Raw genomic sequence first — 23,748 nt, forward strand, 5'->3', positions numbered from 1 at the left:
GCTGCGGCAATCTCCCTTGGTTTGAAGTGAGAGATTGCCCCATGTCCGTCACTGTTGCCGATGGCGCCGCAAAGGCGACGCGCCGCGAGTGGATCGGCTTGCTGATCCTGTCCATTGCCTGCCTGATCTATTCGATGGACCTGTCGGTCCTCTTCCTCGCCATGCCGGCGATCGTCGCTGATCTGGATCCGTCGGCCACCCAACTGCTGTGGATCAACGACATCTATGGCTTCATGGTCGCGGGCTTCCTGGTGACCATGGGCACGCTCGGTGACCGGATCGGCCGTCGAAAGGTGCTGCTGATTGGCGCCTTCTTCTTCGGGGCAGCCTCCGTCTTCGCCGCCTTTGCCAACACCGCCTCGATGCTGATCGTCGCCCGCGCACTGCTCGGCATTGCCGGTGCCACGATCGCGCCCTCGACGTTGTCGCTGGTCGTCAATCTCTTCCGCGACGAGCATGAGCGCAACCGCGCAATCAGCGTCTGGGGGACCGCCTTTGCGCTCGGCGGCCTGATCGGCCCGCTGATCGGAGGCCTGCTGCTGCAATATTTCCACTGGGGCTCGGTCTTCCTGATCAATGTCCCGATCATGGCAGCACTTCTCGCCAGCGCGCCCTTCCTGCTGCCAGAATACAAGGATGAGAATGCCGGCCGCCTCGATCTCTTCAGTGTCCTGCTTTCGCTTCTGACCGTGCTTCCCGTCGTTTATGGCTTCAAGAAGATGGCAGCCGAGGGCTTCGAAACGGTACAGCTAGTTCCCGTTCTCTTCGGCATTGGCGTCGGCACGATCTTCGTCAGGCGTCAGAAGGTGCTGGAGCATCCGATGATCGATCTTGCCTTGTTCCAGATCCCGGCCTTCACCGCCTCGCTGATGGTCAATCTCGCCGGCGTCTTCTTCATTTTCGGCATTTTCCTGTTCCAGAACCTCTTCCTGCAGCTGGTGATCGGTCTGACACCGCTGAAGGCAGCCCTCTGGTCCATCCCCTCCTCGCTGGTCTTTACCGTCATGTCTTTCCAGGCCTGGCGGGTGACGAACCGGCTCGGCCCGGTCCGAACCGTCCTGCTCGGCCTCGTCGTCAACGCGCTCGGCACAGGCCTCATGGCAATCGCCGCCTGGCATTCGAGCCTCATCGGTGTCCTCGGTGCCAGCATGATCATGGGCCTCGGCTTCGTACCGGTGATCCTGACGACAACAGGCCTGATCGTCGGCACGGCCCCGCCGGAGCGCGCGGGCTCGGCTTCCGCCATCTCTGAAACAAGTGCCGAATTCGGTGGTGCTTTGGGTGTCGCTGTACTCGGCAGCCTGGGAACGCTTTTCTACCGTTTCGGCATGCAGGATGCCGACCTGACCGGCCTTTCCGGAAGCGACCAGACCTCCGTCACCTCGGCACTCGGCACCGCTCTGGAGGTCGCCCGGACCACCGGCAACGAAACTGCACCATGGATCGATCTGGCAAAGGCGAGCTATGCGGGCGGCTTTGCCCTCTGTTGCGCGCTGGCAACCGTGACCCTGCTGCTTCTCGCCGCCATCGCAGCGCGGGTTTATGCGCGCACCGAGCTGGACGAAAGCCGGATCGGCGGCCACTGACGACGGAAATCAGGACGCAGCCAGCGTCTCATGTAGCCGCTTGACGTCGGCAAGGTCCGATCGGAAGGCAGCGAGGCTTCGTGCCTTCAGGTCAGGATCCGGCATCCTGAGGATGGCGGAGGGATGCGTGGTCACCAGCAGGATGCGGTTGTCCTGCATCGGGATCGGCATGCCGCGCACCTCGGCGATCGGTCGACTTTCGCCGGTCAGCGACAGATAGGCGGTCGCCCCCAGCGCCACGACGATACGCGGCCAGATGATCTCGATCTCTTTCGCCACCCACCAGCGGCAATGGGCAACTTCGCCTGCATCCGGGCGCATATGGATGCGCCGCTTGCCGCGCCGCTCATATTTGAAATGCTTGACCGCATTGGTGACATAGACCTGCGATCGGTCGATCCGTGCCGCCGCCACGGCCTCATCGAAGACCTGACCGGCCGGGCCGATGAACGGCCGACCCGCCAGATCCTCGGTGTCACCCGGTTGCTCGCCAACGAACATGATCTCGGCATCGCCGGGCCCCTCACCGAAGACCGTCTGTGTCGCATGACAATGGAGCGGACAGCGCGTGCAGCCGGCTGCCTCCTGCCGGAGCTGTTCAAGCGGTGGCAGATCAGCCGAGGGCTCGCTATCCTCCCGACCGCGCCACTGCGCCTGTAGCCGTTCGTGAAAGGCCGGCGGCTGGCTCGCCTGCCGTTCTGCCATCTCGGCAACCCGCCGCTCCGCACCGGCAATCAGGTCCGGAATGAGCGAGGCTTCCGGCATGTTCTTCCAGTATTTCTTTGGCATTTCCGATTGCATCGCCCTGATCTTCACCCGCGCCGGATTGAAGATATTGGCGAAATAGGTCCGCCACAGCTCGTCGGTCTCATCCTCGGCCTCTGGGCGGAGAGCAGGCTCGTGCGAGGTCTTCAGCTCCTGCCCGTTCCAGGCCGCCGATCCCTTTGGCGTCGCGATCAGCCAGTCCATGTCGGTGAAGCGTCGCTGGAAGAAACCCGCGGTACGGGCAACGATGAAATGATCCGGCTCGAACCAGGCGACGAAGCGCCGTCGCTCCGCCTGCACGGCCTCGACCTCGCGAAACCGCACGAAGGCCTTCATCTTGTGGCTGTCGCGTCGGACATTCTTGATGAGACGTGTGAGGTCGGCGACTTCGGGATCGGAGCTTACCTGCAGCAGTGCCCGTTCCCCCTGCAGCCGCCACAGGATGCGATAGAGAAGTGAAAATCGATCCGGATCCGAATGGCAGATCGCCGCCTCCGCCGCCTCGATGAAGCCCTTCGGCACGACGGTCCCGGAGGGTGCCTCGACAGGAGTTTTCTCTGGAAGCAACGCGCCGAACAGATCGCCCCCCTCGCCCGAAAGCTGCCAGCGAACCTGATCGGGTGTCACCCGATCAGCCAGGAGCGAACGTGCAGCATCGCGCCACTCGTCGAACGCTCCTCGCCCTTCGAGTGTAACGGTCCGCATCAGAAGAGCGACAGCTGTTCGGCCGGCGGCGCAAACACCGCCCGCAAATCGGTCCGATCGAGGCTGCGATTGGGCGACCATCCCTCGGCGACGATGAAAGACCGCACCTTCTTCAGCGACACGCCCAGACGCGTCAGATCTTCGAGCCGCACGCGCCGGTGACGGCGGGCCGAGAGCAGCCCGTTGACCGTCTTCGTCCCGAAGCCTGGGACACGCAGAAGCGTCTCACGATCAGCCTTGTTCACATCGACCGGAAAACGATCGCGGTTCGCCAGCGCCCAGGCAAGCTTCGGATCCAGCTCCAGATCAAGCATCCCACCCTGCCCGATCGACGAAATCTCTTCCACCGAGAAACCGTAGAAACGATAAAGCCAGTCCGCCTGATAGAGCCGGTGCTCGCGCATCAGGGGCGGCTTGATCAGCGGCAGGTTTTTAGAACTGTCGGGGATCGGACTGAAGGCGGAATAGTAGACACGCTTCAACCCATAACTGCTGTAAAGCCGTGCGCTGGAGCCTAGGATCGTCGCGTCATTGGCGCCATCTGCACCGACGATCATCTGGGTGCTTTGCCCGCCGGGCACGAACCTCTTGCGCCGTCCGGTGTGCGTCGGTTCGCGCGCCTCGTCGATCTTCAGCCTCAGATCCGCCATCGAGCGCCGGATGTTGACCGGACGCTTCTCCGGTGCATAGCGCTCCAGCCCGTGATCGGTCGGCAGCTCGATATTGATCGACAGGCGATCGGCATAAAGCCCCGCCTCCTCGACCAGATGCGCCGATGCCTCGGGGATCGTCTTCAGATGGATATAGCCTCGAAAATCGTGCTTGGTCCTGAGATCCCGCGCGATCTTCACCATTTCGGCCATGGTATCATCCGAGGACTTGATGATGCCGGAGGAGAGAAACAGCCCCTCAATGTAATTGCGACGATAGAATTCTATCGTCAGCCAGACGACCTCATCCGGCGTGAAGCGCGCGCGCTCGACATTGCTCGAAGAGCGATTGATGCAATAGGCACAGTCGTAGATGCAGAAATTGGTGAGTAGGATCTTCAGGAGCGAGATACAGCGCCCATCCGGCGCATAGGCATGGCAGATGCCCGAGCCCTCCGTGGAGCCGAGCCCGCCCGATGCCGACGAGTCGCGCTTCGTCGTCCCGCTCGACGCGCAGGAGGCATCATATTTGGCAGCGTCGGATAGGATGGCAAGACGTTCTTTGAGCGACTTCTTCATAAGAATGTTCTCTATACGTTCCCATGACAATGGTCAAGAATGCAACCTGCGACATTGCGTCCGCCTATCGCTCTTCATTCTGATTTTGCTGCGCTTTTTCAGTCTCGGACAGGCTTTAGGAGCCGCTCGACGAAAACTCTGGAAATTGCGCGAAGCATTCTGCTATAGTCCCTATCAACGTGATTTGTGACTGGTTCCGCAGCTTTGCTTCGGAACCTGTTTTCTTTTGTGCCCGCGCTCGCGGCCATGAAGACGAAGGAAGAGGAAATGGTAGACAAGGTACCGATGACGCAGAACGGTTTCGAGAAGCTCAGCGAAGAGCTGCGCTGGCGTCAGCAGGAAGAGCGTCCGCGCATCATCGAGGCAATTGCCGAGGCGCGCGCTCATGGCGACCTTTCCGAAAATGCGGAATATCACGCAGCCAAGGAAGCCCAGAGCCATAACGAAGGTCGTGTTGGCGAACTCGAGGATCTAATCGCGCGCGCCGAGGTCATCGATCTCTCGAAGATGTCCGGCTCGAAGATCAAGTTCGGCGCGACCGTCAAGCTGGTCGATGAAGACACCGAGGAAGAGAAGACCTACCAGATCGTCGGCGACCAAGAAGCCGACGTGAAGGCCGGCCGTATCTCGATCTCCTCGCCGATCGCCCGCGCGCTGATCGGTAAGGAAGCCGGCGACAGCATCGAAGTCGTCGCCCCCGGCGGCTCGAAGGCCTACGAGATCCTTGCGGTCAAGTGGGGCTGATCCAGTCCGGAAGGGCTCCTCTGTGGCGCATTCTCTCGACGAGATCACGGTGATTGCGCCGCATTTCAAGCGGCGCCTCTCGGGTGTGACCTCGACCGTCATCCAGCTCGTGCCGGAACAGAAGCGTCAGGGTCTCGGCATCCTGACGCTCGGCCCGGGCCTTCCCGGTCATCTGCCCAGCATGCGCTGGGCCGAGCTGCCCGGCCTCTGGAAGAGGCCGAAATCCGCCCCTGCCCGCGTCTGGCATGCCCGCCGCAACAACGAAATGCTCGCGGGTCTGATCCTGCGCGATCTCTTCCGGATGCCGCTGAAACTGCTCTTCACATCGGCAGCCCAGAGACATCACAGCCGCTACACTCGCTGGCTCATCTCGAAGATGGACGGCGTGGTAGCGACGAATGGAAAGTCCGGCTCCTTTCTCAAGGTCCCGCATCGTGTCATCCGCCACGGCGTGGACTTGCAGCTTTTTCATCCCTCCGACGAGATCGACACGAACCTCCCGGAAGATCTGAAGGGCCGGCATCTCGTCGGCTGCTTCGGCCGGGTCCGCCATCAAAAGGGCACGGATCTCTTCGTCCGGGCGATGATCGAACTCCTTCCGGATAATCCCGAATGGACGGCCGTGATCTCCGGCCGGGTCACCGCCGAGCATACGGCCTTTGCCGACAAGCTGAAGGCCGACATCGCCGCCGCCGGGCTCACCGATCGCATCCGTTTCCTCGGCGAAGTCGATGACATCAAACCCTGGTATCGCCGCCTGACGCTTTATGTCGCCCCCTCGCGCAATGAGGGCTTCGGCCTCACGCCGCTCGAGGCCATGGCCTCCGGCACCGCCGTGGTTGCAAGTGACGCCGGCGCCTATGCAGAGATGATCGTCGAGGGCGAAACGGGTTCGGTCGTGCCGGCCGGCGACTATGAACGCCTGCGCGACGCAATCTCGACCTTTCTCGAGCCGCAAAAGGCCATGCAGGCCGGTCGGCGCGCGCGCGAGCATGTCGAGGCGGCGTTCGGGCTTGAACGCGAAGCCGATCAATTGGCGGAAGTCTATGCGGGTCTGCTCGGCACTGCCCTGCCCCATGCGCGCGCAAGCTCCAAGCCTGCAACATCCGGAACCGTTTGACCGATGGCCGACCGCGATCTCCTCGACATCCTCATCGTCAACAAGGACAACAGCTTCGGGCTGACGCGCGACACGTCGTTGCTGATCGAAGCGCTGGCCTCCGTAGGCCGCTCCGAGGGTGTCGCGACCAAGGGCATTCGAGCACGAAACGTCCTCGACCGGCTGCTTGGCCGCAAACAGGCAAAGACCATCATCCACGTCGAACGCGCCTTTCCCCGCTGGTACAGCGCCGCCCGACACAATCTGCTTTGTCCCAACCAGGAGCGCTTCCCGCGGCGGCACATCAAGCGACTGAAGGGCATTGACCTCGTTCTCGCCAAGAGCCGCCACGCCGAAAAGATCTTCCGTGATCTGGGCGTAACTACGGCCTATGTCGGTTTCACCTCCGAAGACCGGCTCGACGAAAGCATCGCCAAAAACTGGAACAGCTTCTTTCATCTGGCCGGCGGCAGCACGCTGAAGGGCACGGAAGACGTCATCGAATTGTGGTCCCGCCATCCCGAATGGCCGGAACTGGTCCTGGTCCAGCGCGATCCGCATCCGAAGGCCGCCGGGGTCCCGAATATCCGTGTGGTCAGCGGCTACATCACCGACGCCGAATTGAGAGAGTTGCAGAACAGCTGCGGCGTCCATCTTTGCCCCTCCCGCTCGGAAGGCTGGGGACATCATCTCGTTGAAGCCCTCTCCGTCGGCGCAGTGACCGTTACCACCGATGGCCCGCCGATGAACGAGCACGTGACCACCGATTGCGGCATCCTCGTGCCCTATGCGCGGACGGAGCCCCGGCATCTGGGTACCAATTATTGCGTTGATCTCGAAGCGATGGAGACGGTCATCAACAATCTGCTGACCATGGACGTCGCGCAAAAGCAGGCGCAGGGAAGCGCTGCGCGCCAACGCTTCGTCGAGATCGATACAGGCTTCCGCACGAGACTCGCAGAAGCGCTGGAATCGTTCTGAGCTGGCCGCTCAGATCTCCACCAGACCGACTTTCTTCACCTGCCGGATCGTCAGCATGGTGCGCACCGTGTCGACATGTTCGTTCGCCGTCAGCACCTCGATCACGAAGTCCTGGAAGCGTGTCAGGTTTTCCGCCACGCAATGCAGCAGGAAATCGCTGTCACCGTTGACCATCCAAGCCTGCCGGACGATCGGCCAGCTGTCGGTCGCCGCCGCAAAGGCCTTGAGGTTCGCCTCCGACTGGTGCTTCAACCCCACCATGCAGAAGGCGACGAGATCATAGCCCAGCCGGCTGGCATTCAGAACGGCGTGATAGCTTTCGATCACGCCGGCCTCCTCGAGCTTGCGCACCCGGCGCAGGCAGGGTGGTGCCGATATGCCGACACGTTCGGAAAGTTCCACATTGGTCATGCGCCCGTCCCGCTGCAATTCTTTGAGAATGCGCAGGTCGATGGCGTCGAGTTCTACCTTGAGCACGGCCGATCCTTTTGAAGATGTGTGCGATATCTACTCCTTCAGAGGCAATTGGCAAGAATCCTCCGCGTTCACGCACAATTATTGCGTGGACGCGCAAAGCTCTGTTGCTAATGCCCGGCCATGCCTTGAATTGCTTGTCGCTTCGATCCTAAATGGGGGACAGTTGCGCGATGATCGGGCGGTCCTGTTGGACTAGTCACGATTGAAGACGAAATCAGCGCATTGAAAGGAAGCGACATGACTGCCCGCCACACCAAGGTGCTGATCATCGGCTCCGGCCCTGCCGGCTACACCGCTGCGATCTACGCTGCCCGCGCCATGCTGAAGCCGGTTCTGATCGCCGGCATGGAACAGGGTGGTCAGTTGATGATCACCACGGATGTGGAAAACTACCCAGGCTTCGCCGATCCGATCCAGGGCCCCTGGCTCATGGAGCAGATGCTCAACCAGGCCATCCATGTCGGCACAGAGATCGTCAGCGATCTCGTGACCGAAGTCGACACGAGCCACCGTCCGTTCACGGTGAAGACCGACAGCGGTCAGGTCTGGACAGCAGACACGCTGATCATCTGCACCGGCGCCAAGGCCAAGTGGCTCGGCATCGAGAGCGAGCAGCATTTTCAGGGCTTTGGCGTGTCCGCCTGCGCGACCTGCGACGGCTTCTTCTATCGCAACAAGGACGTCATCGTCGTCGGCGGCGGCAATTCGGCCGTCGAGGAAGCCCTTTACCTCTCGCATATCTGCAAGTCGGTCACCGTCGTCCATCGCCGTGACTCATTCCGTTCGGAAAAAATCTTGCAGGAACGTCTCTTCGCCAAGGACAATATCCGCGTCCTCTGGAACACAACCGTCGAGGAAATCACTGGGGCTCCGGCAAAGCCGCCGATGCCGCCGTCCGTCTCCGGCGTGAAGCTCAAGGATGCGCTGACCGGTGCCGTCACCGACATGCCGATCGACGGCGTCTTCGTCGCCATCGGCCATGCGCCGGCCGTCGAACTCTTCAAGGACAAGCTGAAGCTGAAGTCGAACGGCTATCTGTGGACCGCGCCGGATTCGACAGCGACCGACGTGCCCGGCATCTTTGCCGCCGGTGACGTCACCGACGATGTCTACCGTCAGGCGATCACCGCCGCCGGCATGGGCTGCATGGCAGCGCTCGAGGCCGAACGTTTCCTCTCGGCCCTGCCCGTCGAGACACAACAAGCCGCGGAATAAGCGACATGAGAGGGGCCGGCATGCCGCTGGATTGGGACAAACTGCGCATTTTTCATGCGGCCGCCGAAGCTGGGTCCTTCACCCATGCGGCCGACAAGCTGCATTTGTCCCAGTCGGCGATCAGCCGCCAGGTCTCCTCTCTGGAGCAGGACATCGGCGTCAAGCTCTTCCACCGCCATGCCCGCGGCCTGATCCTGACCGAACAGGGCGAGTTGCTGTATCGCACCGCCCATGACGTTCTCCTGAAGCTGCAGACCGTCAAGATGCAGCTGACCGAAACGACCGAAAAGCCCTCCGGCAAGCTGCGGGTCACGACCACCGTCGGCCTCGGCCAGGGCTGGCTGACTGACAAGGTGCAGGAATTCCTGCAGCTCTATCCTGATATGTCGATCCAGCTGCTCCTCGACAACGAGGAACTGGACGTCAACATGCGCCATGCCGACTGCGCCATTCGCCTGCGCCAGCCGCAGCAGTCGGACCTCATCCAGCGCAAGCTGTTCACCGTGCATATGCACGTCTATGCGGCACCGTCCTACATCAACCGCTACGGCGAGCCACAGTCGATCGAGGATCTCGACAACCATCGGATCATCACCTTCGGCGAACCGGCACCGAATTACCTGCTGGACGTCAACTGGCTCGAAGTCGCCGGCCGCTCCTCCGACAATCCGCGCGTCCCGCATCTGCAGATCAACAGTCTGACCTCGATCAAGCGCGCCTGTCTTCTGGGTATCGGCATCGCCATGCTGCCGGATTACATCGTCGGTCGCGATCCGGGACTGCTGCAGCTGGTCACCAGCGCCGACGTCCCCTCCTTCGACACCTATTTCTGCTATCCCGACGAGATCAAGAACGCCGCGAAGCTCAAGGCATTCAGGGACTTCATCGTCGCCAAAGCCCGCAACTGGAACTTCTAAAGGCAGCCCCTCATCCGCTTTTTTAGTAGGTCGCGCGCACAGACCTGCGACGAGTGCATGCCTGACATGCATAAAAAAGCATTGTTCACTGCACAAAAAACCACCATATCGCACACAGCTGATGCACATGGTGGCTTTTTCCTCCCAGTTCCACCGCAGCAGCTGTTCCCCTCTGGAGGTTTTTGACCTTCACAATTCAAAGGGCCCTGGTTTTTCCGGTGGCCCTCTTTTTTTGTTATTTTGTTGGAACAATAGATCCCACGAACCGTTTCAGCGTCTGGCGGAACTGACGCCGGGCAGCGTGCCGCCCGACACCAGAGATCACTCCGCCGCGGACTCGAATTGCTGACGATTTGGAGGGGATATGTTCCTGGAGGACGTGATGAAGGCGCTGGCTCACCCGGCGCGCATGGAAATGCTGATTTGGCTGAAAGATCCCAAGGAGTATTTCGGGGTACCGAAAGAGGACGCGACCGACGGCATCAGTGCAGGTCAATTCGAGCGGTCAGGCCTTTCTCAATCCGCAGTTTCAGCGCATCTCGCGACGCTTCAGCGCGCAGGTCTCATCAGTTCCAAGCGTGTCGGCCAGCGGGTCCTCTACCGACGGAACGAAGACACGATTGCAGAATTCATCAAGTCCTTGAACACCACGCTTTGATGCCCCACATCGGGGGTGCCGACGACAACCTTCCCGTCGTCGGAAACTCCCGAGAGGTTTCATGTCCAAGCTTTTTGAACCGACATCCGTCGGCACCATCCCCGTTTCCAACCGCATCGCCATGGCGCCGCTGACCCGCAACAGGTCGCCAGGCGCAGTGCCGAACGATCTCAACGTCGAGTATTATCGCCAGCGTGCGACTGCCGGCCTGATCATCAGCGAAGGCACGGCGATCACCCACCAGGCGCAAGGCTATGCCGACGTGCCCGGCCTCTACAAGTCCGAAGCCATCGAAGGCTGGAAAAGGGTCACCGACGCCGTGCATTCAGCCGGTGGCAAGATCGTCACCCAGCTTTGGCATGTCGGCCGGATCTCACACACCAGCCTGCAGCCCGACAACGGCGCCCCGGTTGCCCCCTCCGCCGTCGCCGCCAAGTCGAAGACCTACATCCTCAATCCCGATGGCTCCGGCGCTTTCGTCGAGACCTCCGAGCCCCGCGCTCTGGAAACGGCAGAACTGGCCGGCATCGTCGAGGACTACCGCAAGGCCGCACGGGCTGCCATTGAAGGCGGCTTCGATGGCGTGGAAATCCACGCTGCCAATGGCTATCTGCTCGAGCAGTTCATGCGCTCGAACAGCAACCAGCGCACGGATCAATATGGCGGCTCGATCGAGAACCGCATCCGCCTGACGCTGGAAGTCGTCGAGGCCGTGACCAAGGAAATCGGCGCCGACAAGACCGGCATCCGCATTTCGCCCACCACCCCGGCGAACGATGTCTCGGACCCCGATCCGAAGGCCGTCTATACGGCACTTGTCGAGGCACTTGCCAAGTTCGACCTTGCCTTCGTGCACGTCATCGAAGGCGCAACCGGCGGCCCGCGCGACGTCCTGCCCTTTGACTGGAAGGCGCTGAAATCCGCCTATCGCGATGCTGGCGGCAAGGGTACCTGGATTGCCAACAACGGCTATGACCGCGAGTCTGCGATCGAAGCCGTCGAGAGCGGCTATGCCGACCTCGTCGCCTTCGGCCGCCCCTTCATCGCCAATCCCGATCTCGTCCGCCGTCTGAAGGAAGATGCAGCCCTTAACCCGCTGGATCAGGCCACGCTCTACGGCGGCGGCGCGGAGGGCTACACAACCTATCCGGCGCTTGCCTGACATCACAAGGGCACCCGGTTCTGCCGGGTGCCCTTCGGCCTGCGTCTGACATCGTCAGGGCGCCGCGCGGCCGACCAGCCTTACAGTGATCAGCCCCATCAGCATCCCATTGACCGGATGCAGCGCCCCCAGCATCGGCAACGCGTCCCCAACAGCGGCCAGCGCGATCTGCAGCAGATAGGCGGCAAACAACAGGGTGCCAATTCGGCGATACCCGCGCGCCGCCTGCGACAGCGACAACAGGAAGAGCGCGAGCACCGGCAATCCAAGCGCCCCGCCAGTCGCCGCATGCAATTCCCAGCCTGTCCCGGCGCCGAACACAGTCATCCCGGCGAGCAGGAATTGTCCGGCGACACCGGCCAGCACCACGATCGCCAGCCCTCTGAAGACAAACACTGGAAACGGCGTGCGAGTGACCGCCGCGCTCATTGTTCGCCTCCCGCCACGGAGAGCACCCGATCGCGCATGGCCAATTTATCGGGCTCGGCCAGGCAGCCAAGGCTCTGCAATGTCGCCTTGACGGCGACATCGATGGGGGTCTGTGGCTCCTCCCCGAGGAAATCCAACAGGCGGGTATTATCGAGCCTGATCGTTTCGCGCCAAAGATAGCGCATCTCATGCAGCTCCCGGATCAGGGGAACGAAACGCCGGACCAGACCCGCCAGACGCCAGGGAAAGCCTATAGAGAAGACCCGGGGCCGGCCAACGACCCGACCGATCGCCGCCACCATCTGCGTGCCATCCGGATCATAGAAGCCGTCCATGTGAAACCGGGCAAAAGTCGGAAGCTCGTCTGCCCGATCGAGCAGCCGCATGAAGGTCTCGGCAACATCCGGCAGATATGCCCAGGCATGCCCCACACCTTTGCGCCCGGGATTGACGACGAAGCGGACCGGCTTACCGGGCTGCACGAGCCCATGTGCAAACCAGTTGTTGCCGGCATCGGGTCCGAAGAAGTCTCCGGCGCGCAGGATCAGAACCGGCAGCCCCTGCTCGGCCGCCCCTCCCAGTCGCCGCTCGAGCTCCACGCGGATGCGCCCCTTGACCGTTTCCGGCGCCTGACGATTGTCCTCGGCGATGAGCGGAAAGGTGTCAGCGCCGAAATTGTAGATCGTACCGGGCATCAGGATGCGCGCCCCGACTGCCCGGGCGGCAGCGATCGTGTTGTCGATCATCGGCAGCACGAGCTCGGCCCAGTTCTGATAGCCGGGCGGATTGACGCCATGCACGATGACACTTGCGCCTTCCGCTGCGCGCAAGACATCCTCGGCCTGCATCGCGTCCCCCCTCACCCATTCGTAGTGCGGTCGGGCGGTTGCCTGGCGCTCCGGCGCGCGGTGCATGGCACGAACGCGGTAACCGCGCTGCAGAAGAGCAGCGGCCAGCGCCCCACCGATACCACCCGTTGCCCCGAGCACCAGGGCAAGCGGGCGCTCCAGCGATGTCATTTCCGTTTTTTCTGTCATGGTTATCTCCTGTCTTTGAAACTGGAGTGAGTGTGACAGCGGCCGATGATATTCAGAATTGCCAAAGTATGTTGAATTGACATACAAAAATGAATGACCATTGATCAGATCAGCTGGGATCACTACCGAACCTTTCTTGCCGTCGTCGAGACCGGCTCCCTCTCGGCCGCCGCCCGTAGACTGGGTTTGACCCAACCGACCGCCGGCCGACATATCGAGGCGCTGGAACAGGCCTTCGGCGCCCCCCTCTTCCTGCGCAGTCCACAGGGGCTTCTGCCGACGGAAAAGGCACGCGCAATGCAGGGACATGCGCACGGCATGGCCGCAATGTCCTCGGCGCTCGCCCGCATCGCCTCCGGCGACATGGAGGCGGTGCGCGGTACGGTGCGCGTCAGCGCCAGCGAGATCATCGCAGTCGAAACCCTGCCGCCGATCCTCGCCCGGTTGCAGGAAAACCATGCGGGCCTCGAGATTGAACTTTCAGCCTCCGATGCCGTCGAGGATCTGCTTCAGCAGGAAGCAGACATTGCCATCCGCATGGTCCAGCCCCGACAAGCCGCATTGCTCAGCCAGCGCATCGGCAGGCTCTCGCTCGGCTTTCACGCCCACCGACGTTATCTGGATCGCCATGGTATGCCGACCGCCTTGAGCGACTTTGCCAACCACCGCCTGATCGGCTTCGACAGGCAGCTCGCCTATATCAGGGACATCCTGAAGGAGCGGCAGGATTTGGCCAACATTTGCTTCGACTTCCGCGCCGACAGCAATCTGGTGCAGCTCGCCGCCATCCGTGCCGGGCTCGGCATCGGCATGTGCCAGCACGCCATCGCAGCCCGCGAACCGGACCTCGTGGAAGTCCTGCCCGGAGCACTTGACCTGTCACTCGAAACCTTCGTCGTGATGCATGAAAACTTGAAGGCCGTGCCGCGCTACCGCGCCACCTTCGACGCGCTCGTTTCCGGCCTCAACGACTGTAAGCGGCTTTGCCGCGACGCTTCGGACGGCGCCCGGACAAGCGCAATCGAGACGTGAACGAATGACCTCAAGCGGTTGAAAAGACTCACGCCGGGAGACAGGCAATCAGGCCGGCGGTCGCTGTTCGTCGACAAAGGTGTCGACGATCTCAACCTCGGGACGGTCGCCTCCATCGCTGTATTCCTCGCGCCATCGCCCCGCTTCGTCCTGATAGCTGATCGTGACCGGCTCGTCGCCGACCTGTTGCTCCAGCATGACGATGCGTGCGGCTTCGAGGGCCTGGTCATGGGTCGGGAACGCCTCCGAATAGGCGCCACCGAGCCGATAGGCCCAACCGCCATCATGAGGAACGATCTCGTAGATGATCTTCACCATCGCCTTCTCCTCCTAGGCTAAGAAGGAGTATTCCATCAAAACAGCCTCGGCGCAAACGGACGATCGCGAGCACGGGGAACAGCGAGGCGCCCCTTGCCGTTACGGCAGCGGAATCAGGAGAGACAAAACATGGTGTCGCGCATCCGGCAGGAAAGACTTCTCCTGATCCCCGTCATTGCAGCAGTCCTCGCCCTGTTTCTCGAACATGCCGTCCTCGAGGCAGGCCAGATCGCCTCCCTTCTCGGTGCCGCAGCACTGATCGCCGCGATCGTCGTCGGCTCGATGCGCGTCGCCCATCATGCCGAAAGCCTCGCCCACAAGGTCGGCGATCCCTACGGGACGATGATCCTGACGCTCTCGGCCGTGGCTGTCGAAGTCCTGATCCTCGCCATCATGATGAACAATGGCGCTTCACCGACCCTGGTGCGCGACACGATCTATGCAGCCGTCATGCTCGACATCAACGGCATCCTCGGCCTCGCTGCCCTGCTCGGCGGGTTGAAGCATGGCGAACAGTCCTACAATGACGATAGCGGCAAGACCTATGGCGTCATGATCCTGACGGCCATGGGCATCTCGATGATCGTGCCGGAATTCGTCCCCCGTGACCGCTGGCAGTATTACTCCGTCTTCACCATCGGCGCGATGATCGCGCTCTACGCGCTGTTTCTGCGCATGCAGGTCGGCACGCACAGCTACTTCTTTTCCTACAGCTATCCCGGCGGCCACCCAGATGCCGCCGCAGACGACACGCCGCCTCGCAAGGCCGAAGATCACCCGACCGTTGAGGCCCGGCAGGACAATTCGACCCTGTGGTCGATCATGGTGATCCTCGCCGGCGTGGTGCTGATCGGCATCCTCGCGGAAGTCATGTCGGTGCTGATGAGTGCCGGCCTCGAGGGAACGGGCGCTCCCGTCGCCCTGACGGCGATCCTCGTCGCCTCCATTTCGGCTGCTCCGGAAATCCTGACGGCCTTGCGCGCCGCCTTGCGCAACCGCATGCAGGCGGTCGTGAACATCGCCATGGGTGCCTCGCTCTCCACCGTCATTCTGACGGTCCCGGTGATGGAGGCGATTGCGCTTTACACCGGCCAGCCCTTCGTCATGGCGATGACGCCGGTACAGACCACCATGGTCGCCATTACCCTGGTCGCAGCCGCGATCAACCTCAACGATGGCGAGACGAATGCGATCGAGGGCATGACCCATTTTGTCCTCTTCGCCACCTTCATCATGCTCGCTTTCCTCGGCCTTTGAGTCTGTATGATTCGCTCGAATTCACGCATCCGCCCACGATTCCGTGAGCAAACCTGCTCGGAACTTTTGTTGAAAACCGCCGTTCCCTCCGCACGGATCGGCCCAGTTGGGCCTCCCGCCGCATTCTCAACACGATGCGGATGATGATCGCCGCCGCGGGTGACCGGGGGGCCAACTCGGGAGTCGAACGTGAAGAGATTGGATGTGATAGACGGCATGCGGGGCTATTTCCTCGTCTTCATGCTGATCAACCACCTGGTGTTCACGGGGGGCCTTTGGCTCGTTCAAGTTAACCACCGCAACCTTGCCTTCGTCGAGGATGCACAGGGCTTCGTCTTCCTCTCGGGCCTGCTGACCGGCATGGTCTACAGCCGCAAGATGATGAAGGACGGATATGCCGTCGGCCGTGACAAGATCTGGTCCCGCGCATTGGAGCTCTATCGCTACGCCATGGCGATCGTGCTGATCGTACTCGCGCTGCAACTGGTCCTGCCCGGTGCTGTCTCGGCCTGGAAAAACTGGCTCGGCGACGCAAGCCTGCTCGACCCGAGCTCGCTCGCGCCGATCGCGACCTTCCTCGTCCAGCCGACCTTTATGGACATCCTGCCGCAATACATCGTCTACATGATCTTTGCGCCCGTCGTGATCTGGCTTTGCCTGCGCGGCCACTGGCTCGGCGTTGCCATCGGCTCGCTCTTGGTCTGGCTGGCCGCCCAGCTCGGCCTGCACCGCATCGTCACCTATCCGCTCGATGCCTGGCTCGCCGGTGCACCAGACCAGCAGGGCCTGCGTGTATCTTTCAACCTTCTCGGCTGGCAGATCGTGTTCTTCGCCGGCATCATCGCCGGTACCCTGACCTCGATGAAGAAGATCGAGTGGCAGAAGGTCTTCGACCCGAAGCGCACCACGCTTGCCTGGACGGCTCTTGCGATCACCCTCTTCTTCCTGCCGCTTCGCCTTGCGACGGCGCATGGGTTCATGCCGGGCTTCGTCCTCGAAAAATTCGGCCTGATGGAAATCCGCGCCGACTTTGGTCCAGTCTATCTCATCAACTTCGCAGCTGTGGCCTATGGCATGGCCTGGATTCTGGTGGCCGGCCCGCGTCACGAGAATACAGTGATCCGCAAGATCGCCTCGACGCTCACGAGCCTCTTCACACTCAACTTCCTGCAGCTGCTCGGCCGCCATTCGCTTCAGATCTATGTCTGGCACGTACTGATCGTCTATGCGGTCTACTATATCGACGCCCGTACGCCGGAACTGTCGCAGCTGACCAAGACGGCGATCACGGTCGGCGCGCTCGCCTTCCTCGCCCTACCGGCCTTGTGGCGAGACCGCGAAAAGATTTTCGCCAATGCGCCTTACGTCGGCAGCTGGATCAAAACTCCAGCATGAGGAGAAACCATCAGAGCAGGCCCCCGGGGCCTGCTCTTTCTTTGAGATCAGTCCCCTCCTCACTCACCAACCGATAAAGCGAACTTGATCTGGCGTGCTCTACCGAGCTGGAGCTTTCAGACCACTTAGGCGTTGAACCGGTCCAATCATTCGACCAGGAGGAATTGATGAAGCGTCTACCCCACATTCTCGCCGGAACCATGCTGAGCGTCAGCCTTGTCTCCGCGCCCGCTCTTGCCCAGCAGGCCGGCACGCCCGTCGAGACCCAGGCACCCAACGCGCCCGACCAGCAGCCGGCCTTTTCCGGTCAGACGAGAGCGCCGCAGCCTCCGGAAGCCGTCAGCATCCAGACCGAAGTCGTGGCCGAAGGCTTGCCGCATCTCTGGGCGATGGAATTCCTCCCCGATGGCCGCATGCTTGTCACCGCCAAGCAGGGCGCCATGCACATCATCGGCACCGACGGTACGGCCGGCCCCGAGATTGCAAACGTTCCGGAAGTCCTCGCCGACGGTCAGGGCGGCTTGCTCGACGTTGCCCTGGCACCCGACTTTGAAAGCTCGGGCATGATCTTCTTCTCCTTCGCCGAACTTCGGGATGACGACGGCAACGGCACATCGGTTGCTTCCGCACGCCTCGTCGCTGACGACCAGGGCGGCGGCGCTCTGGAAGACGTCAATGTGATCTTCCGCCAGACCCCCGGCTATGACGGCAACAAGCACTTCGGCTCGCGCCTCGCTTTCGGTCCGGAAGGTGAGCTTTACGTGACGGTCGGCGAGCGCTCCGACGCCGAGCCACGCGTTCAGGCCCAGGATCTGCAGAGCGGCCTCGGCAAGATCTTCCGCATCAGCCAGACGGGTGAAGCTCTGGAAGGCAACCCATTCATCGGCCAGGACGGCGCCCAGCCGGAAATCTGGTCGCTCGGCCACCGCAACCTGCAGTCCGCCACGATTGACGGTCAGGGCCGCCTGTGGACCGTCGAACACGGCCCCAAGGGTGGCGACGAACTGAACCTGCCCGAAGCCGGCAAGAACTATGGCTGGCCGGAAGTGACCTATGGCGTGGAATACAGTGGTGGTGAAGTAGGCGACGGCATCACCCAGATGGCCGACACGGAGCAGCCGGTCTACTATTGGGATCCCGTCATCGCGCCCTCGGGCATGGCGTACTACGATGCCGATGCCATCCCCGAATGGAAGGGAGCCTTCCTCGTCGGCGGCCTGGTAAGCCAGGGCGTGGTCATCCTCCACATGGAGAACGACCGGGTGAAGCATGAGGAACGCGTCGATCTCGGCGCCCGCATTCGCGACGTCCGAGTCGGTCCCGACGGCGCCGTCTACGCCGTCACCGAACAGCGCGGCGGAGGCAACTCGACCATCGTCAAGCTGACCAAGGGCTGATCAACCCATTCCGCCTCTGGCTCTCGCAGTCAGGGGCGGAATGCCAGAGGGTGATCGACAAGTGCACGGTCGACCGTGACGAGTTTCAGCCCTTCAACGTGACATTGCGCGAGCAGCAGCCGGTCGAAAGGGTCGCGGGTGGGCGACTCGGGGTCGACAGCGTGGAGGACGTGAGCGACTTCTATATCGAGGATCTGCAGGCCACCCGATTTGACGTTTGCCGGGACGTCCGCCAGCGCCATGCCGACATCCAACTTGCCGAGCCTGCTTTTGATAGCGATTTCCCAAAGAGTGGCAACGCTGACGAAGCCTATAGTGTCCCCCACACCGAAGTACTTGCTGATAGCCGGAAATTGCAGATCGAAATCCCGCCTCAGAAGGCCGAGGAGAATATGGGTATCCAGCAACAAGCGCCGCACTAGGGAAGCGGCCTCAGGAGAAACTCTTCTGGAAGCGGATCATCAAAGTCCTCGGCGATATAGGGAACGGCATTCTCGACGCCTATCGAACGCAGATGCGCCTGCATTGCCTCCCAATCGATTCCCCTCTTCTTCGGCTGCGTCTTTACCGCCCCCCCACATGCGGCACCAGATCCAGCACCGGCTTTCCGTCGCGCGTCACGGTCACGACTTCGCCGCGCTCGACCGCGTCGGCGAGCGCTTCCAGATCACGTGTGGCTTCCTGCAGGCTGACCGTCTTCATGCAAGCGATAGTATCACAAGCACTCTGCCCTCTCAACAAACACCAGAAAATGCGAAAAGGGCCCGCCTCCCGGCGAGCCCTTTCAAGACACATGTAGCTTACACTTACTTCAGCGAAGCGCAGAAGCGCTGGATGCGGCTGCAGGCCTCTTCCAGCTTGGCATTCGAGGTCGCGTAGGAGACGCGGAAGTTCGGGCCAAGGCCGAAGGACGAGCCGTGCACGGTCGCAACACCTTCGGTCGCAAGCAGTTCCATGACGAAGTCTTCGTCCGTCTCAATGACCTTGCCCGACGGCGAGGTCTTGCCGATGAGCGCGGCACAGGACGGGTATACGTAGAAGGCGCCTTCCGGCTTCGGGCAAACGATACCGGAGGCCTGGTTGAGCATCGAAACAACGAGGTCACGGCGCTCTTCAAAGGCCTTCTTCGATTCCGTGATGAAATCCTGCGGACCATTCAGCGCCTCGACGGCGGCCCACTGGGCAACCGAGCAGGCACCGGACGTCTGTTGGCCCTGGATCATGTCCATGGCCTTGATCAGCGGCAGCGGGCCGGCGGCATAGCCGATACGCCAGCCGGTCATGGCATAGGCCTTCGACACTCCGTTCATCGTCAGCGTACGCTCATAGAGCGCGGGTTCCACCTGGGCCGGCGTGTAGTAGACGAAGTCGCCGAAGACGAGATGCTCGTACATGTCGTCGGTCAGGACCCATACATGCGGATGCTTCATCAGCACGTCGGTCAGCGCCTTCAGCTCGTCCTTGCTATAGGCGGCACCCGACGGGTTCGACGGCGAATTGAACATGAACCACTTGGTCTTCGGCGTGATCGCCTTGTCCAGCTGTTCGGCGGTCAGCTTGAAATTGTTCTCGAGCGTGGTCTCGACATAAACAGGCGTGCCGCCGCACAGCGCGATCATTTCCGGATAGGACACCCAGAACGGCGCCGGGATGACGACTTCATCGCCCGGATTGATTGTCGCCATGAAGGCGTTGAAAAGAATCTGCTTTCCGCCGGTGCCGACGATGACCTGTTCGGGCTTGTAGTCGAGACCGTTCTCGCGCTTGAACTTGTCGGCGATCGCCTTGCGCAGCTCAGGAATGCCGGCGACCGGCGTGTACTTCGTCTCGCCACGGGCGATGGCGGCAACGGCTGCGTCCTTGATATTCTGCGGCGTGTCGAAGTCGGGCTCGCCGACGGAGAGCGAAATGACGTCTTTCCCCTGCGCTTTGAGTTCCCGGGCCATCTGCGTGACGGCGATGGTCGCGGAAGGCTTGATGCGGGAAAGGGCGTCGGCAAGGAAAGCCATTGTGCAGGTCCTGAGCTGATTGAACATCGACCCCGCTCCCCGGGGCCTCAGGTCCAAGCTCTATGGCGAAAGAGTCCCGGCCTTTCAAGCCAAAAGCACCGATTGCGCAAGAGATTTGCGTCACCGAGCCAATGCGCCTTTGGACGCGATTTCTCGTACACCGCCGAAATCACAATTCGACATGGGAAACGCCACAATTTCGTCGCCATGGCGACGCGATCGCACGGTTTCATGCGGTCAGGACAAGAATGAAGGTGCCTGTCATGGATTATGAATTGGAAACATGTACGCCCCCGTCCCGGCGAAGCCGTTCACTGGCCTGGCTTGCCGCCGCCAGCGGCCTGGCTTTGGCTCTCTTCATGTTCGGAAGCCCGGGTGCCGCCTCGCCACCCAGCGGGGACAAGCTCATTGTGGCACCGCAGACCTCCAACATCTCGGCAGATCGCCTGACCACCGGAAGCATCGTCCCGGCCTCCCCCGTCCGACTGGTCGATGTCCCGGCCTCAGCGATGAAGCACCTGCCGATTCCGCAAAAGGAGCGTCATGTGCTGATCGTCCTCCTCTTTGCATGCTTCAGTGTCATGGCGGTCGGAGGCTTCGCCCTTTGGAGGCGGGGATGGCGGGAGATCGTTCAAGGCGAAAACAGCGATCAGCGTTAAGTGTAGATCGAATCCGGGACACTGACGGTGGCGGTCGCACGCTTCGCCTTCAAAACTCCGTCATGAAGCGCGCGCCGCCAGTAAGGCGCCTTGCCACCGGCATTTCAGTCCCCATCTCTTCAGCGAGCAATCGGTCGCGACGAGGAGATGAAGATGCCGAACCCCTTCGACAAGATCGCACGGCTGTGCGTATCCGTTGTAGCCTTGTCGGTTGCAACATCCGCATCGGCCGAAGAGCCCCGGGAGTTCCGGGCCGGCGACGTCACCATCGAAGTCGCCACTGTCGCAGGCGGCCTCGAACATCCCTGGTCGGTTGAAGTGCTGCCGGATAGCGCCTTCATCGTCACCGAACGGCCTGGCCGCATGCGCATTGTCAGGAATGGTGAAGTCGGGCGACCCTTGAGCGGCCTGCCTCCAATTGCCGCCGTCGGTCAGGGCGGCCTTCTCGATGTCGCACTCGCTGCCGATTTCAGCCAGTCCCGCCAGCTTTTCTTCACCGCAGCCACGCCCAGTGAGAGCAGACAGGGCACAGGCGTCTTCTCGGCGCGATTGAGCAGGGATGAAAGCCGCCTGGAGGATGTGCGCCGCATATTCCTGATGAACAAACCGACCGGCGCCGGCCAGCATTTCGGCTCCCGCATCGCGATTGCCGCCGATGGCAGCCTGTTTTTGGGCATCGGCGACCGCGGCGATCCGGATCGCGCGCAGAACCCGGCGGATCACGCCGGCAAGATCCTCCGCATCAATGCAGACGGCACGCCATCCTCTGCCAATCCGGCGGGCCAGGCCCTGCCGGAAGTCTGGTCCAGCGGCCATCGCAACCCGCAGGGCATCGTCATCGACCCAGCGGACGACCGGCTGTTCACGGTGGAGCATGGCGCACGCGGTGGCGATGAAATCAACGCGCCGGAGGCGGGCAACAATTACGGCTGGCCGGTGATCTCCTATGGCAAGCACTATTCCGGCGCCGAGATCGGCATCGGGCAGTCCGCCGACGGCTACGAGCAGCCGCTTCACTACTGGGATCCGTCGATCGCGCCGGGCTCGCTTGCGATCTACCGAGGCGCCATGTTCCCGGAATGGGAAGGCGATTTCCTGGTGGCCGCGTTGAAGTATCAGCTGATTGCGCGGATCGAACGCAACGATGACGGCTCGATTGGCAGCGAGGAGCGCATTCTGCAAGGCGAATATGGCCGCATCCGCGACGTCAAGGTCGCACCGGACGGCTCCATTCTGCTGGTGACCGACGAAGAGGATGGACAGCTTCTGCGCATCACTCGCGCTGGCGAGAGCTGAGAAGCGCCGTCTCCCCGCCATCCGCCGAGCATTTGACCCAGAGATGGTTCCAATTCCCCTCACAAACGCGGGATCCGTGGGAAACCCGACCGACCGAACACGGAAAATTTTCACCCGCAAATTTCCGTGTCTGAGAGGGGTTTTGTCTCAATCTCCATCGCAAGCGATGCAAATTTTCGCCAAAATGACGCCAAGAGGGCTTGCGAGGGGAACGAATCACTCCGATTGCACTGAAAACAAAGGAGTCTCGCCGCCAGGAAGGTTAAAACTTTCGCTTGCCAATTTTCGACAAACCAAGCACTCTTCGGTCGTTCGGGCAATTTTGCGAGCATGGGAAGACCTATAAATGAGTGTGCGCCGGGGACGCTATAACAACCCCGGGCAGCCTAACTTGCGGAGATGGAAACATCGTCGGGAGTTAGACTGCGGTAACAGGGCCCCTTTCCTCTAATTTCGACAAATGCCTGTCGCTCACCCGCTTGCGGGTACATTGCAATGCTGCCCCGCCGAATATGGGCAGAGAGAAAAGGACCTGACGCATGGCCGAGACTGGCACTGTAAAGTTTTTTAACACCGACAAGGGCTTTGGCTTCATCAAGCCCGACAATGGCGGCGCGGACATCTTCGTCCACATCTCCGCCGTTCAGGCATCGGGCCTGTCGGGCCTGACCGAAAACCAGAAGGTCAGCTTCGACACCGAACCCGATCGCCGTGGCAAGGGCCCTAAGGCCGTAAACCTGCAGATCTCCGGCTGATTTCACCCGGTTTTCTACGAATTGCGGCCCGGCATTTATGCCGGGTTTTTTCGTTCAGCCTCCGTTCAGGCAAGGCCTCATAGATTGCGATCATCGCCGATGGCCCGAACAGCCACATCGGCCAGATAGTTTCCGAAGGTCGAGGAACGACGTCATGATGAAATTCGCGCAAAATGCACTTCTTGCGGCTGCAGTCACCCTGACGCCGATTGCTGCGGCAAGCCAGGCCGAAGCCGGCGACCGTCACTACCGCCACCGCAGTGACGACGCCCTTGCACTGGGTGTCATCGGTCTTGCTACCGGCATGATCGTCGGCTCGGCGATCGCAAGCCCCCCGCCACAGCGCCGCGTCTACATCGACCGCCCCGTCTCGGTTTATGACGAGCCCGACTATTATGTCGATGACTACCCGCCGCCCCCGCGCCATGCCTATCGCCCACGCCCGGTCTATCAGCAGCCGCGCCCGGTGGTTCAGTCTTATGCTGTCGAGCCCTGGACCGGCGCCTGGTATGACTACTGTGCGCAGCGCTATCGCAGCTTCAACCCGCGCACCGGCACTTTCGTCGGCTATGACGGCAGAACCCATTTCTGCACGGCCCGCTGACCGGACCGTATCCGCACCGCAG

At 61.6% G+C, this 23,748-nt stretch carries 25 protein-coding genes; 16 read left to right on the forward strand and 9 right to left on the reverse strand.

The features are described 5' to 3' along the window. Window positions 1-41: 41 nt before the first annotated feature. Complete coding sequence (locus tag QWE_RS07770; RefSeq protein ID WP_006725555.1) at window positions 42-1,586, forward strand: MFS transporter; 1,545 nt, start codon at window positions 42-44, stop codon at window positions 1,584-1,586. A gap of 9 nt (window positions 1,587-1,595) precedes the next feature. Here the strand turns inward: QWE_RS07770 and QWE_RS07775 are convergent, their stop codons facing one another. Together QWE_RS07775 and QWE_RS07780 are read right to left on the reverse strand one after the other, a co-directional pair. Further along, entirely contained in the window at window positions 1,596-3,056 is a 1,461-nt protein-coding gene (locus tag QWE_RS07775; RefSeq protein ID WP_006725556.1) for a UdgX family uracil-DNA binding protein, read from the reverse strand. Beyond that, window positions 3,056-4,285 carry a putative DNA modification/repair radical SAM protein gene (locus tag QWE_RS07780; RefSeq protein ID WP_006725557.1) on the reverse strand — a complete coding sequence of 410 codons (1,230 nt, stop codon included), beginning with the start codon at window positions 4,283-4,285 and terminating at the stop codon, window positions 3,056-3,058. Before QWE_RS07780 ends, QWE_RS07775 begins: the two co-directional genes overlap by 1 nt. 267 nt (window positions 4,286-4,552) lie before the next feature. Between QWE_RS07780 and greA the strand changes: the two genes are divergently transcribed. Genes greA through QWE_RS07795 form a run of 3 tightly spaced genes read left to right on the forward strand, consistent with a single transcriptional unit; the run spans window position 4,553 to window position 7,109 of the window. Beyond that, window positions 4,553-5,029, forward strand: coding sequence for a transcription elongation factor GreA (gene greA / locus QWE_RS07785; RefSeq protein WP_006725558.1), 477 nt, complete (start codon window positions 4,553-4,555; stop codon window positions 5,027-5,029). 22 nt (window positions 5,030-5,051) lie between these two features. Beyond that, window positions 5,052-6,149 carry a glycosyltransferase family 4 protein gene (locus QWE_RS07790; RefSeq protein ID WP_006725559.1) on the forward strand — a complete coding sequence of 366 codons (1,098 nt, stop codon included), beginning with the start codon at window positions 5,052-5,054 and terminating at the stop codon, window positions 6,147-6,149. A 3-nt stretch (window positions 6,150-6,152) separates the two neighbouring features. Then, a complete protein-coding gene (locus tag QWE_RS07795; protein WP_006725560.1) occupies window positions 6,153-7,109 on the forward strand; it encodes a glycosyltransferase in 957 nt (318 codons plus the stop codon). A 9-nt stretch (window positions 7,110-7,118) separates the two neighbouring features. Here QWE_RS07795 and QWE_RS07800 read toward each other — a convergent pair whose 3' ends face one another. Next, window positions 7,119-7,586, reverse strand: a complete 468-nt coding sequence (locus QWE_RS07800; RefSeq protein WP_006725561.1) for an Lrp/AsnC family transcriptional regulator — start codon at window positions 7,584-7,586, stop codon at window positions 7,119-7,121. 237 nt (window positions 7,587-7,823) lie between these two features. On the opposite strand from QWE_RS07800, the gene trxB reads away from it, so the two are divergent. The 4 genes from trxB (at window position 7,824) to QWE_RS07820 (ending at window position 11,538) form a co-directional block, all read left to right on the forward strand. Further along, a complete protein-coding gene (trxB, locus tag QWE_RS07805; RefSeq protein WP_006725562.1) occupies window positions 7,824-8,801 on the forward strand; it encodes a thioredoxin-disulfide reductase in 978 nt (325 codons plus the stop codon). 20 nt (window positions 8,802-8,821) lie between these two features. Further along, window positions 8,822-9,718: a LysR family transcriptional regulator VtlR gene (locus QWE_RS07810; protein WP_006725563.1), complete on the forward strand. Its 897-nt coding sequence runs from the start codon at window positions 8,822-8,824 to the stop codon at window positions 9,716-9,718. 364 nt (window positions 9,719-10,082) lie between these two features. Next, window positions 10,083-10,376, forward strand: a complete 294-nt coding sequence (locus QWE_RS07815) for an ArsR/SmtB family transcription factor (RefSeq protein ID WP_006725564.1) — start codon at window positions 10,083-10,085, stop codon at window positions 10,374-10,376. 61 nt (window positions 10,377-10,437) lie between these two features. Continuing rightward, entirely contained in the window at window positions 10,438-11,538 is a 1,101-nt protein-coding gene (locus tag QWE_RS07820) for an alkene reductase (RefSeq protein ID WP_006725565.1), read from the forward strand. A 54-nt stretch (window positions 11,539-11,592) separates the two neighbouring features. On the opposite strand, the gene QWE_RS07825 is transcribed toward QWE_RS07820, so the two are convergent. Both QWE_RS07825 and QWE_RS07830 read right to left on the reverse strand, forming a co-directional pair. Then, on the reverse strand, window positions 11,593-11,967 hold the full coding sequence (locus QWE_RS07825) for a DUF6220 domain-containing protein (RefSeq protein ID WP_006725566.1): 375 nt from the start codon (window positions 11,965-11,967) through the stop codon (window positions 11,593-11,595). Continuing rightward, window positions 11,964-13,004 carry an NAD(P)H-binding protein gene (locus QWE_RS07830; protein ID WP_006725567.1) on the reverse strand — a complete coding sequence of 347 codons (1,041 nt, stop codon included), beginning with the start codon at window positions 13,002-13,004 and terminating at the stop codon, window positions 11,964-11,966. Before QWE_RS07830 ends, QWE_RS07825 begins: the two co-directional genes overlap by 4 nt. Window positions 13,005-13,097: 93 nt before the next feature. Between QWE_RS07830 and QWE_RS07835 the strand changes: the two genes are divergently transcribed. Beyond that, window positions 13,098-14,036, forward strand: a complete 939-nt coding sequence (locus QWE_RS07835; protein WP_006725568.1) for a LysR family transcriptional regulator — start codon at window positions 13,098-13,100, stop codon at window positions 14,034-14,036. A 48-nt stretch (window positions 14,037-14,084) separates the two neighbouring features. Here the strand turns inward: QWE_RS07835 and QWE_RS07840 are convergent, their stop codons facing one another. Continuing rightward, window positions 14,085-14,354, reverse strand: a complete 270-nt coding sequence (locus QWE_RS07840; RefSeq protein WP_006725569.1) for a DUF2188 domain-containing protein — start codon at window positions 14,352-14,354, stop codon at window positions 14,085-14,087. Between the two features lie 129 nt (window positions 14,355-14,483). On the opposite strand from QWE_RS07840, the gene QWE_RS07845 reads away from it, so the two are divergent. The 3 genes from QWE_RS07845 to QWE_RS07855 all read left to right on the forward strand — a co-directional run bounded on the left by QWE_RS07845 (window position 14,484) and on the right by QWE_RS07855 (window position 18,403). Beyond that, the gene (locus QWE_RS07845; protein ID WP_006725570.1) at window positions 14,484-15,611 is read left to right on the forward strand and encodes a calcium:cation antiporter; all 1,128 of its coding nucleotides are present in this window, start codon (window positions 14,484-14,486) and stop codon (window positions 15,609-15,611) included. A gap of 189 nt (window positions 15,612-15,800) precedes the next feature. After that, on the forward strand, window positions 15,801-17,006 hold the full coding sequence (locus tag QWE_RS07850) for an OpgC family protein (RefSeq protein ID WP_040299733.1): 1,206 nt from the start codon (window positions 15,801-15,803) through the stop codon (window positions 17,004-17,006). 167 nt (window positions 17,007-17,173) lie between these two features. Then, on the forward strand, window positions 17,174-18,403 hold the full coding sequence (locus QWE_RS07855) for a PQQ-dependent sugar dehydrogenase (protein WP_006725572.1): 1,230 nt from the start codon (window positions 17,174-17,176) through the stop codon (window positions 18,401-18,403). A 29-nt stretch (window positions 18,404-18,432) separates the two neighbouring features. Here the strand turns inward: QWE_RS07855 and QWE_RS24660 are convergent, their stop codons facing one another. The 3 genes from QWE_RS24660 to QWE_RS07870 form a co-directional block, all read right to left on the reverse strand. Further along, entirely contained in the window at window positions 18,433-18,822 is a 390-nt protein-coding gene (locus tag QWE_RS24660; protein ID WP_006725573.1) for a type II toxin-antitoxin system VapC family toxin, read from the reverse strand. 145 nt (window positions 18,823-18,967) lie between these two features. Continuing rightward, the gene (locus QWE_RS25980; protein ID WP_338058773.1) at window positions 18,968-19,105 is read right to left on the reverse strand and encodes a type II toxin-antitoxin system Phd/YefM family antitoxin; all 138 of its coding nucleotides are present in this window, start codon (window positions 19,103-19,105) and stop codon (window positions 18,968-18,970) included. A gap of 104 nt (window positions 19,106-19,209) precedes the next feature. Continuing rightward, window positions 19,210-20,412: a pyridoxal phosphate-dependent aminotransferase gene (locus QWE_RS07870; RefSeq protein ID WP_006725574.1), complete on the reverse strand. Its 1,203-nt coding sequence runs from the start codon at window positions 20,410-20,412 to the stop codon at window positions 19,210-19,212. Between the two features lie 248 nt (window positions 20,413-20,660). On the opposite strand from QWE_RS07870, the gene QWE_RS07875 reads away from it, so the two are divergent. From QWE_RS07875 to QWE_RS07890, 4 genes are all read left to right on the forward strand, one after another. Further along, the gene (locus QWE_RS07875) at window positions 20,661-21,071 is read left to right on the forward strand and encodes a hypothetical protein (protein WP_006725575.1); all 411 of its coding nucleotides are present in this window, start codon (window positions 20,661-20,663) and stop codon (window positions 21,069-21,071) included. A gap of 147 nt (window positions 21,072-21,218) precedes the next feature. Next, window positions 21,219-22,367, forward strand: coding sequence for a PQQ-dependent sugar dehydrogenase (locus tag QWE_RS07880; RefSeq protein ID WP_006725576.1), 1,149 nt, complete (start codon window positions 21,219-21,221; stop codon window positions 22,365-22,367). Between the two features lie 539 nt (window positions 22,368-22,906). Beyond that, a complete protein-coding gene (locus tag QWE_RS07885; RefSeq protein ID WP_006725577.1) occupies window positions 22,907-23,122 on the forward strand; it encodes a cold-shock protein in 216 nt (71 codons plus the stop codon). A gap of 154 nt (window positions 23,123-23,276) precedes the next feature. Further along, complete coding sequence (locus QWE_RS07890; RefSeq protein ID WP_006725578.1) at window positions 23,277-23,726, forward strand: BA14K family protein; 450 nt, start codon at window positions 23,277-23,279, stop codon at window positions 23,724-23,726. Window positions 23,727-23,748: the final 22 nt, after the last annotated feature.

Source organism: Agrobacterium albertimagni AOL15, from assembly GCF_000300855.1.
GTDB classification, from domain to species: Bacteria; Pseudomonadota; Alphaproteobacteria; order Rhizobiales; family Rhizobiaceae; genus Allorhizobium; species Allorhizobium albertimagni.

Coding starts and splice junctions, on each gene's coding strand:
- QWE_RS07825 (WP_006725566.1), bottom strand. CDS start 11,967: ATGAGCGCGGCGGTCACTCGCACGCCGTTTCCAGTGTTTGTCTTCAGA.
- QWE_RS07810 (WP_006725563.1), top strand. CDS start 8,822: ATGCCGCTGGATTGGGACAAACTGCGCATTTTTCATGCGGCCGCCGAA.
- QWE_RS07770 (WP_006725555.1), top strand. CDS start 42: ATGTCCGTCACTGTTGCCGATGGCGCCGCAAAGGCGACGCGCCGCGAG.
- QWE_RS07885 (WP_006725577.1), top strand. CDS start 22,907: ATGGCCGAGACTGGCACTGTAAAGTTTTTTAACACCGACAAGGGCTTT.
- QWE_RS07775 (WP_006725556.1), bottom strand. CDS start 3,056: ATGCGGACCGTTACACTCGAAGGGCGAGGAGCGTTCGACGAGTGGCGC.
- QWE_RS07835 (WP_006725568.1), top strand. CDS start 13,098: ATGACCATTGATCAGATCAGCTGGGATCACTACCGAACCTTTCTTGCC.
- trxB (WP_006725562.1), top strand. CDS start 7,824: ATGACTGCCCGCCACACCAAGGTGCTGATCATCGGCTCCGGCCCTGCC.
- QWE_RS07890 (WP_006725578.1), top strand. CDS start 23,277: ATGATGAAATTCGCGCAAAATGCACTTCTTGCGGCTGCAGTCACCCTG.
- QWE_RS25980 (WP_338058773.1), bottom strand. CDS start 19,105: ATGAAGACGGTCAGCCTGCAGGAAGCCACACGTGATCTGGAAGCGCTC.
- QWE_RS07855 (WP_006725572.1), top strand. CDS start 17,174: ATGAAGCGTCTACCCCACATTCTCGCCGGAACCATGCTGAGCGTCAGC.
- QWE_RS07840 (WP_006725569.1), bottom strand. CDS start 14,354: ATGGTGAAGATCATCTACGAGATCGTTCCTCATGATGGCGGTTGGGCC.
- QWE_RS07830 (WP_006725567.1), bottom strand. CDS start 13,004: ATGACAGAAAAAACGGAAATGACATCGCTGGAGCGCCCGCTTGCCCTG.
- QWE_RS07880 (WP_006725576.1), top strand. CDS start 21,219: ATGAAGATGCCGAACCCCTTCGACAAGATCGCACGGCTGTGCGTATCC.
- QWE_RS07870 (WP_006725574.1), bottom strand. CDS start 20,412: ATGGCTTTCCTTGCCGACGCCCTTTCCCGCATCAAGCCTTCCGCGACC.
- QWE_RS07845 (WP_006725570.1), top strand. CDS start 14,484: ATGGTGTCGCGCATCCGGCAGGAAAGACTTCTCCTGATCCCCGTCATT.
- QWE_RS07795 (WP_006725560.1), top strand. CDS start 6,153: ATGGCCGACCGCGATCTCCTCGACATCCTCATCGTCAACAAGGACAAC.
- QWE_RS07780 (WP_006725557.1), bottom strand. CDS start 4,285: ATGAAGAAGTCGCTCAAAGAACGTCTTGCCATCCTATCCGACGCTGCC.
- greA (WP_006725558.1), top strand. CDS start 4,553: ATGGTAGACAAGGTACCGATGACGCAGAACGGTTTCGAGAAGCTCAGC.
- QWE_RS07875 (WP_006725575.1), top strand. CDS start 20,661: ATGAAGGTGCCTGTCATGGATTATGAATTGGAAACATGTACGCCCCCG.
- QWE_RS07820 (WP_006725565.1), top strand. CDS start 10,438: ATGTCCAAGCTTTTTGAACCGACATCCGTCGGCACCATCCCCGTTTCC.
- QWE_RS07815 (WP_006725564.1), top strand. CDS start 10,083: ATGTTCCTGGAGGACGTGATGAAGGCGCTGGCTCACCCGGCGCGCATG.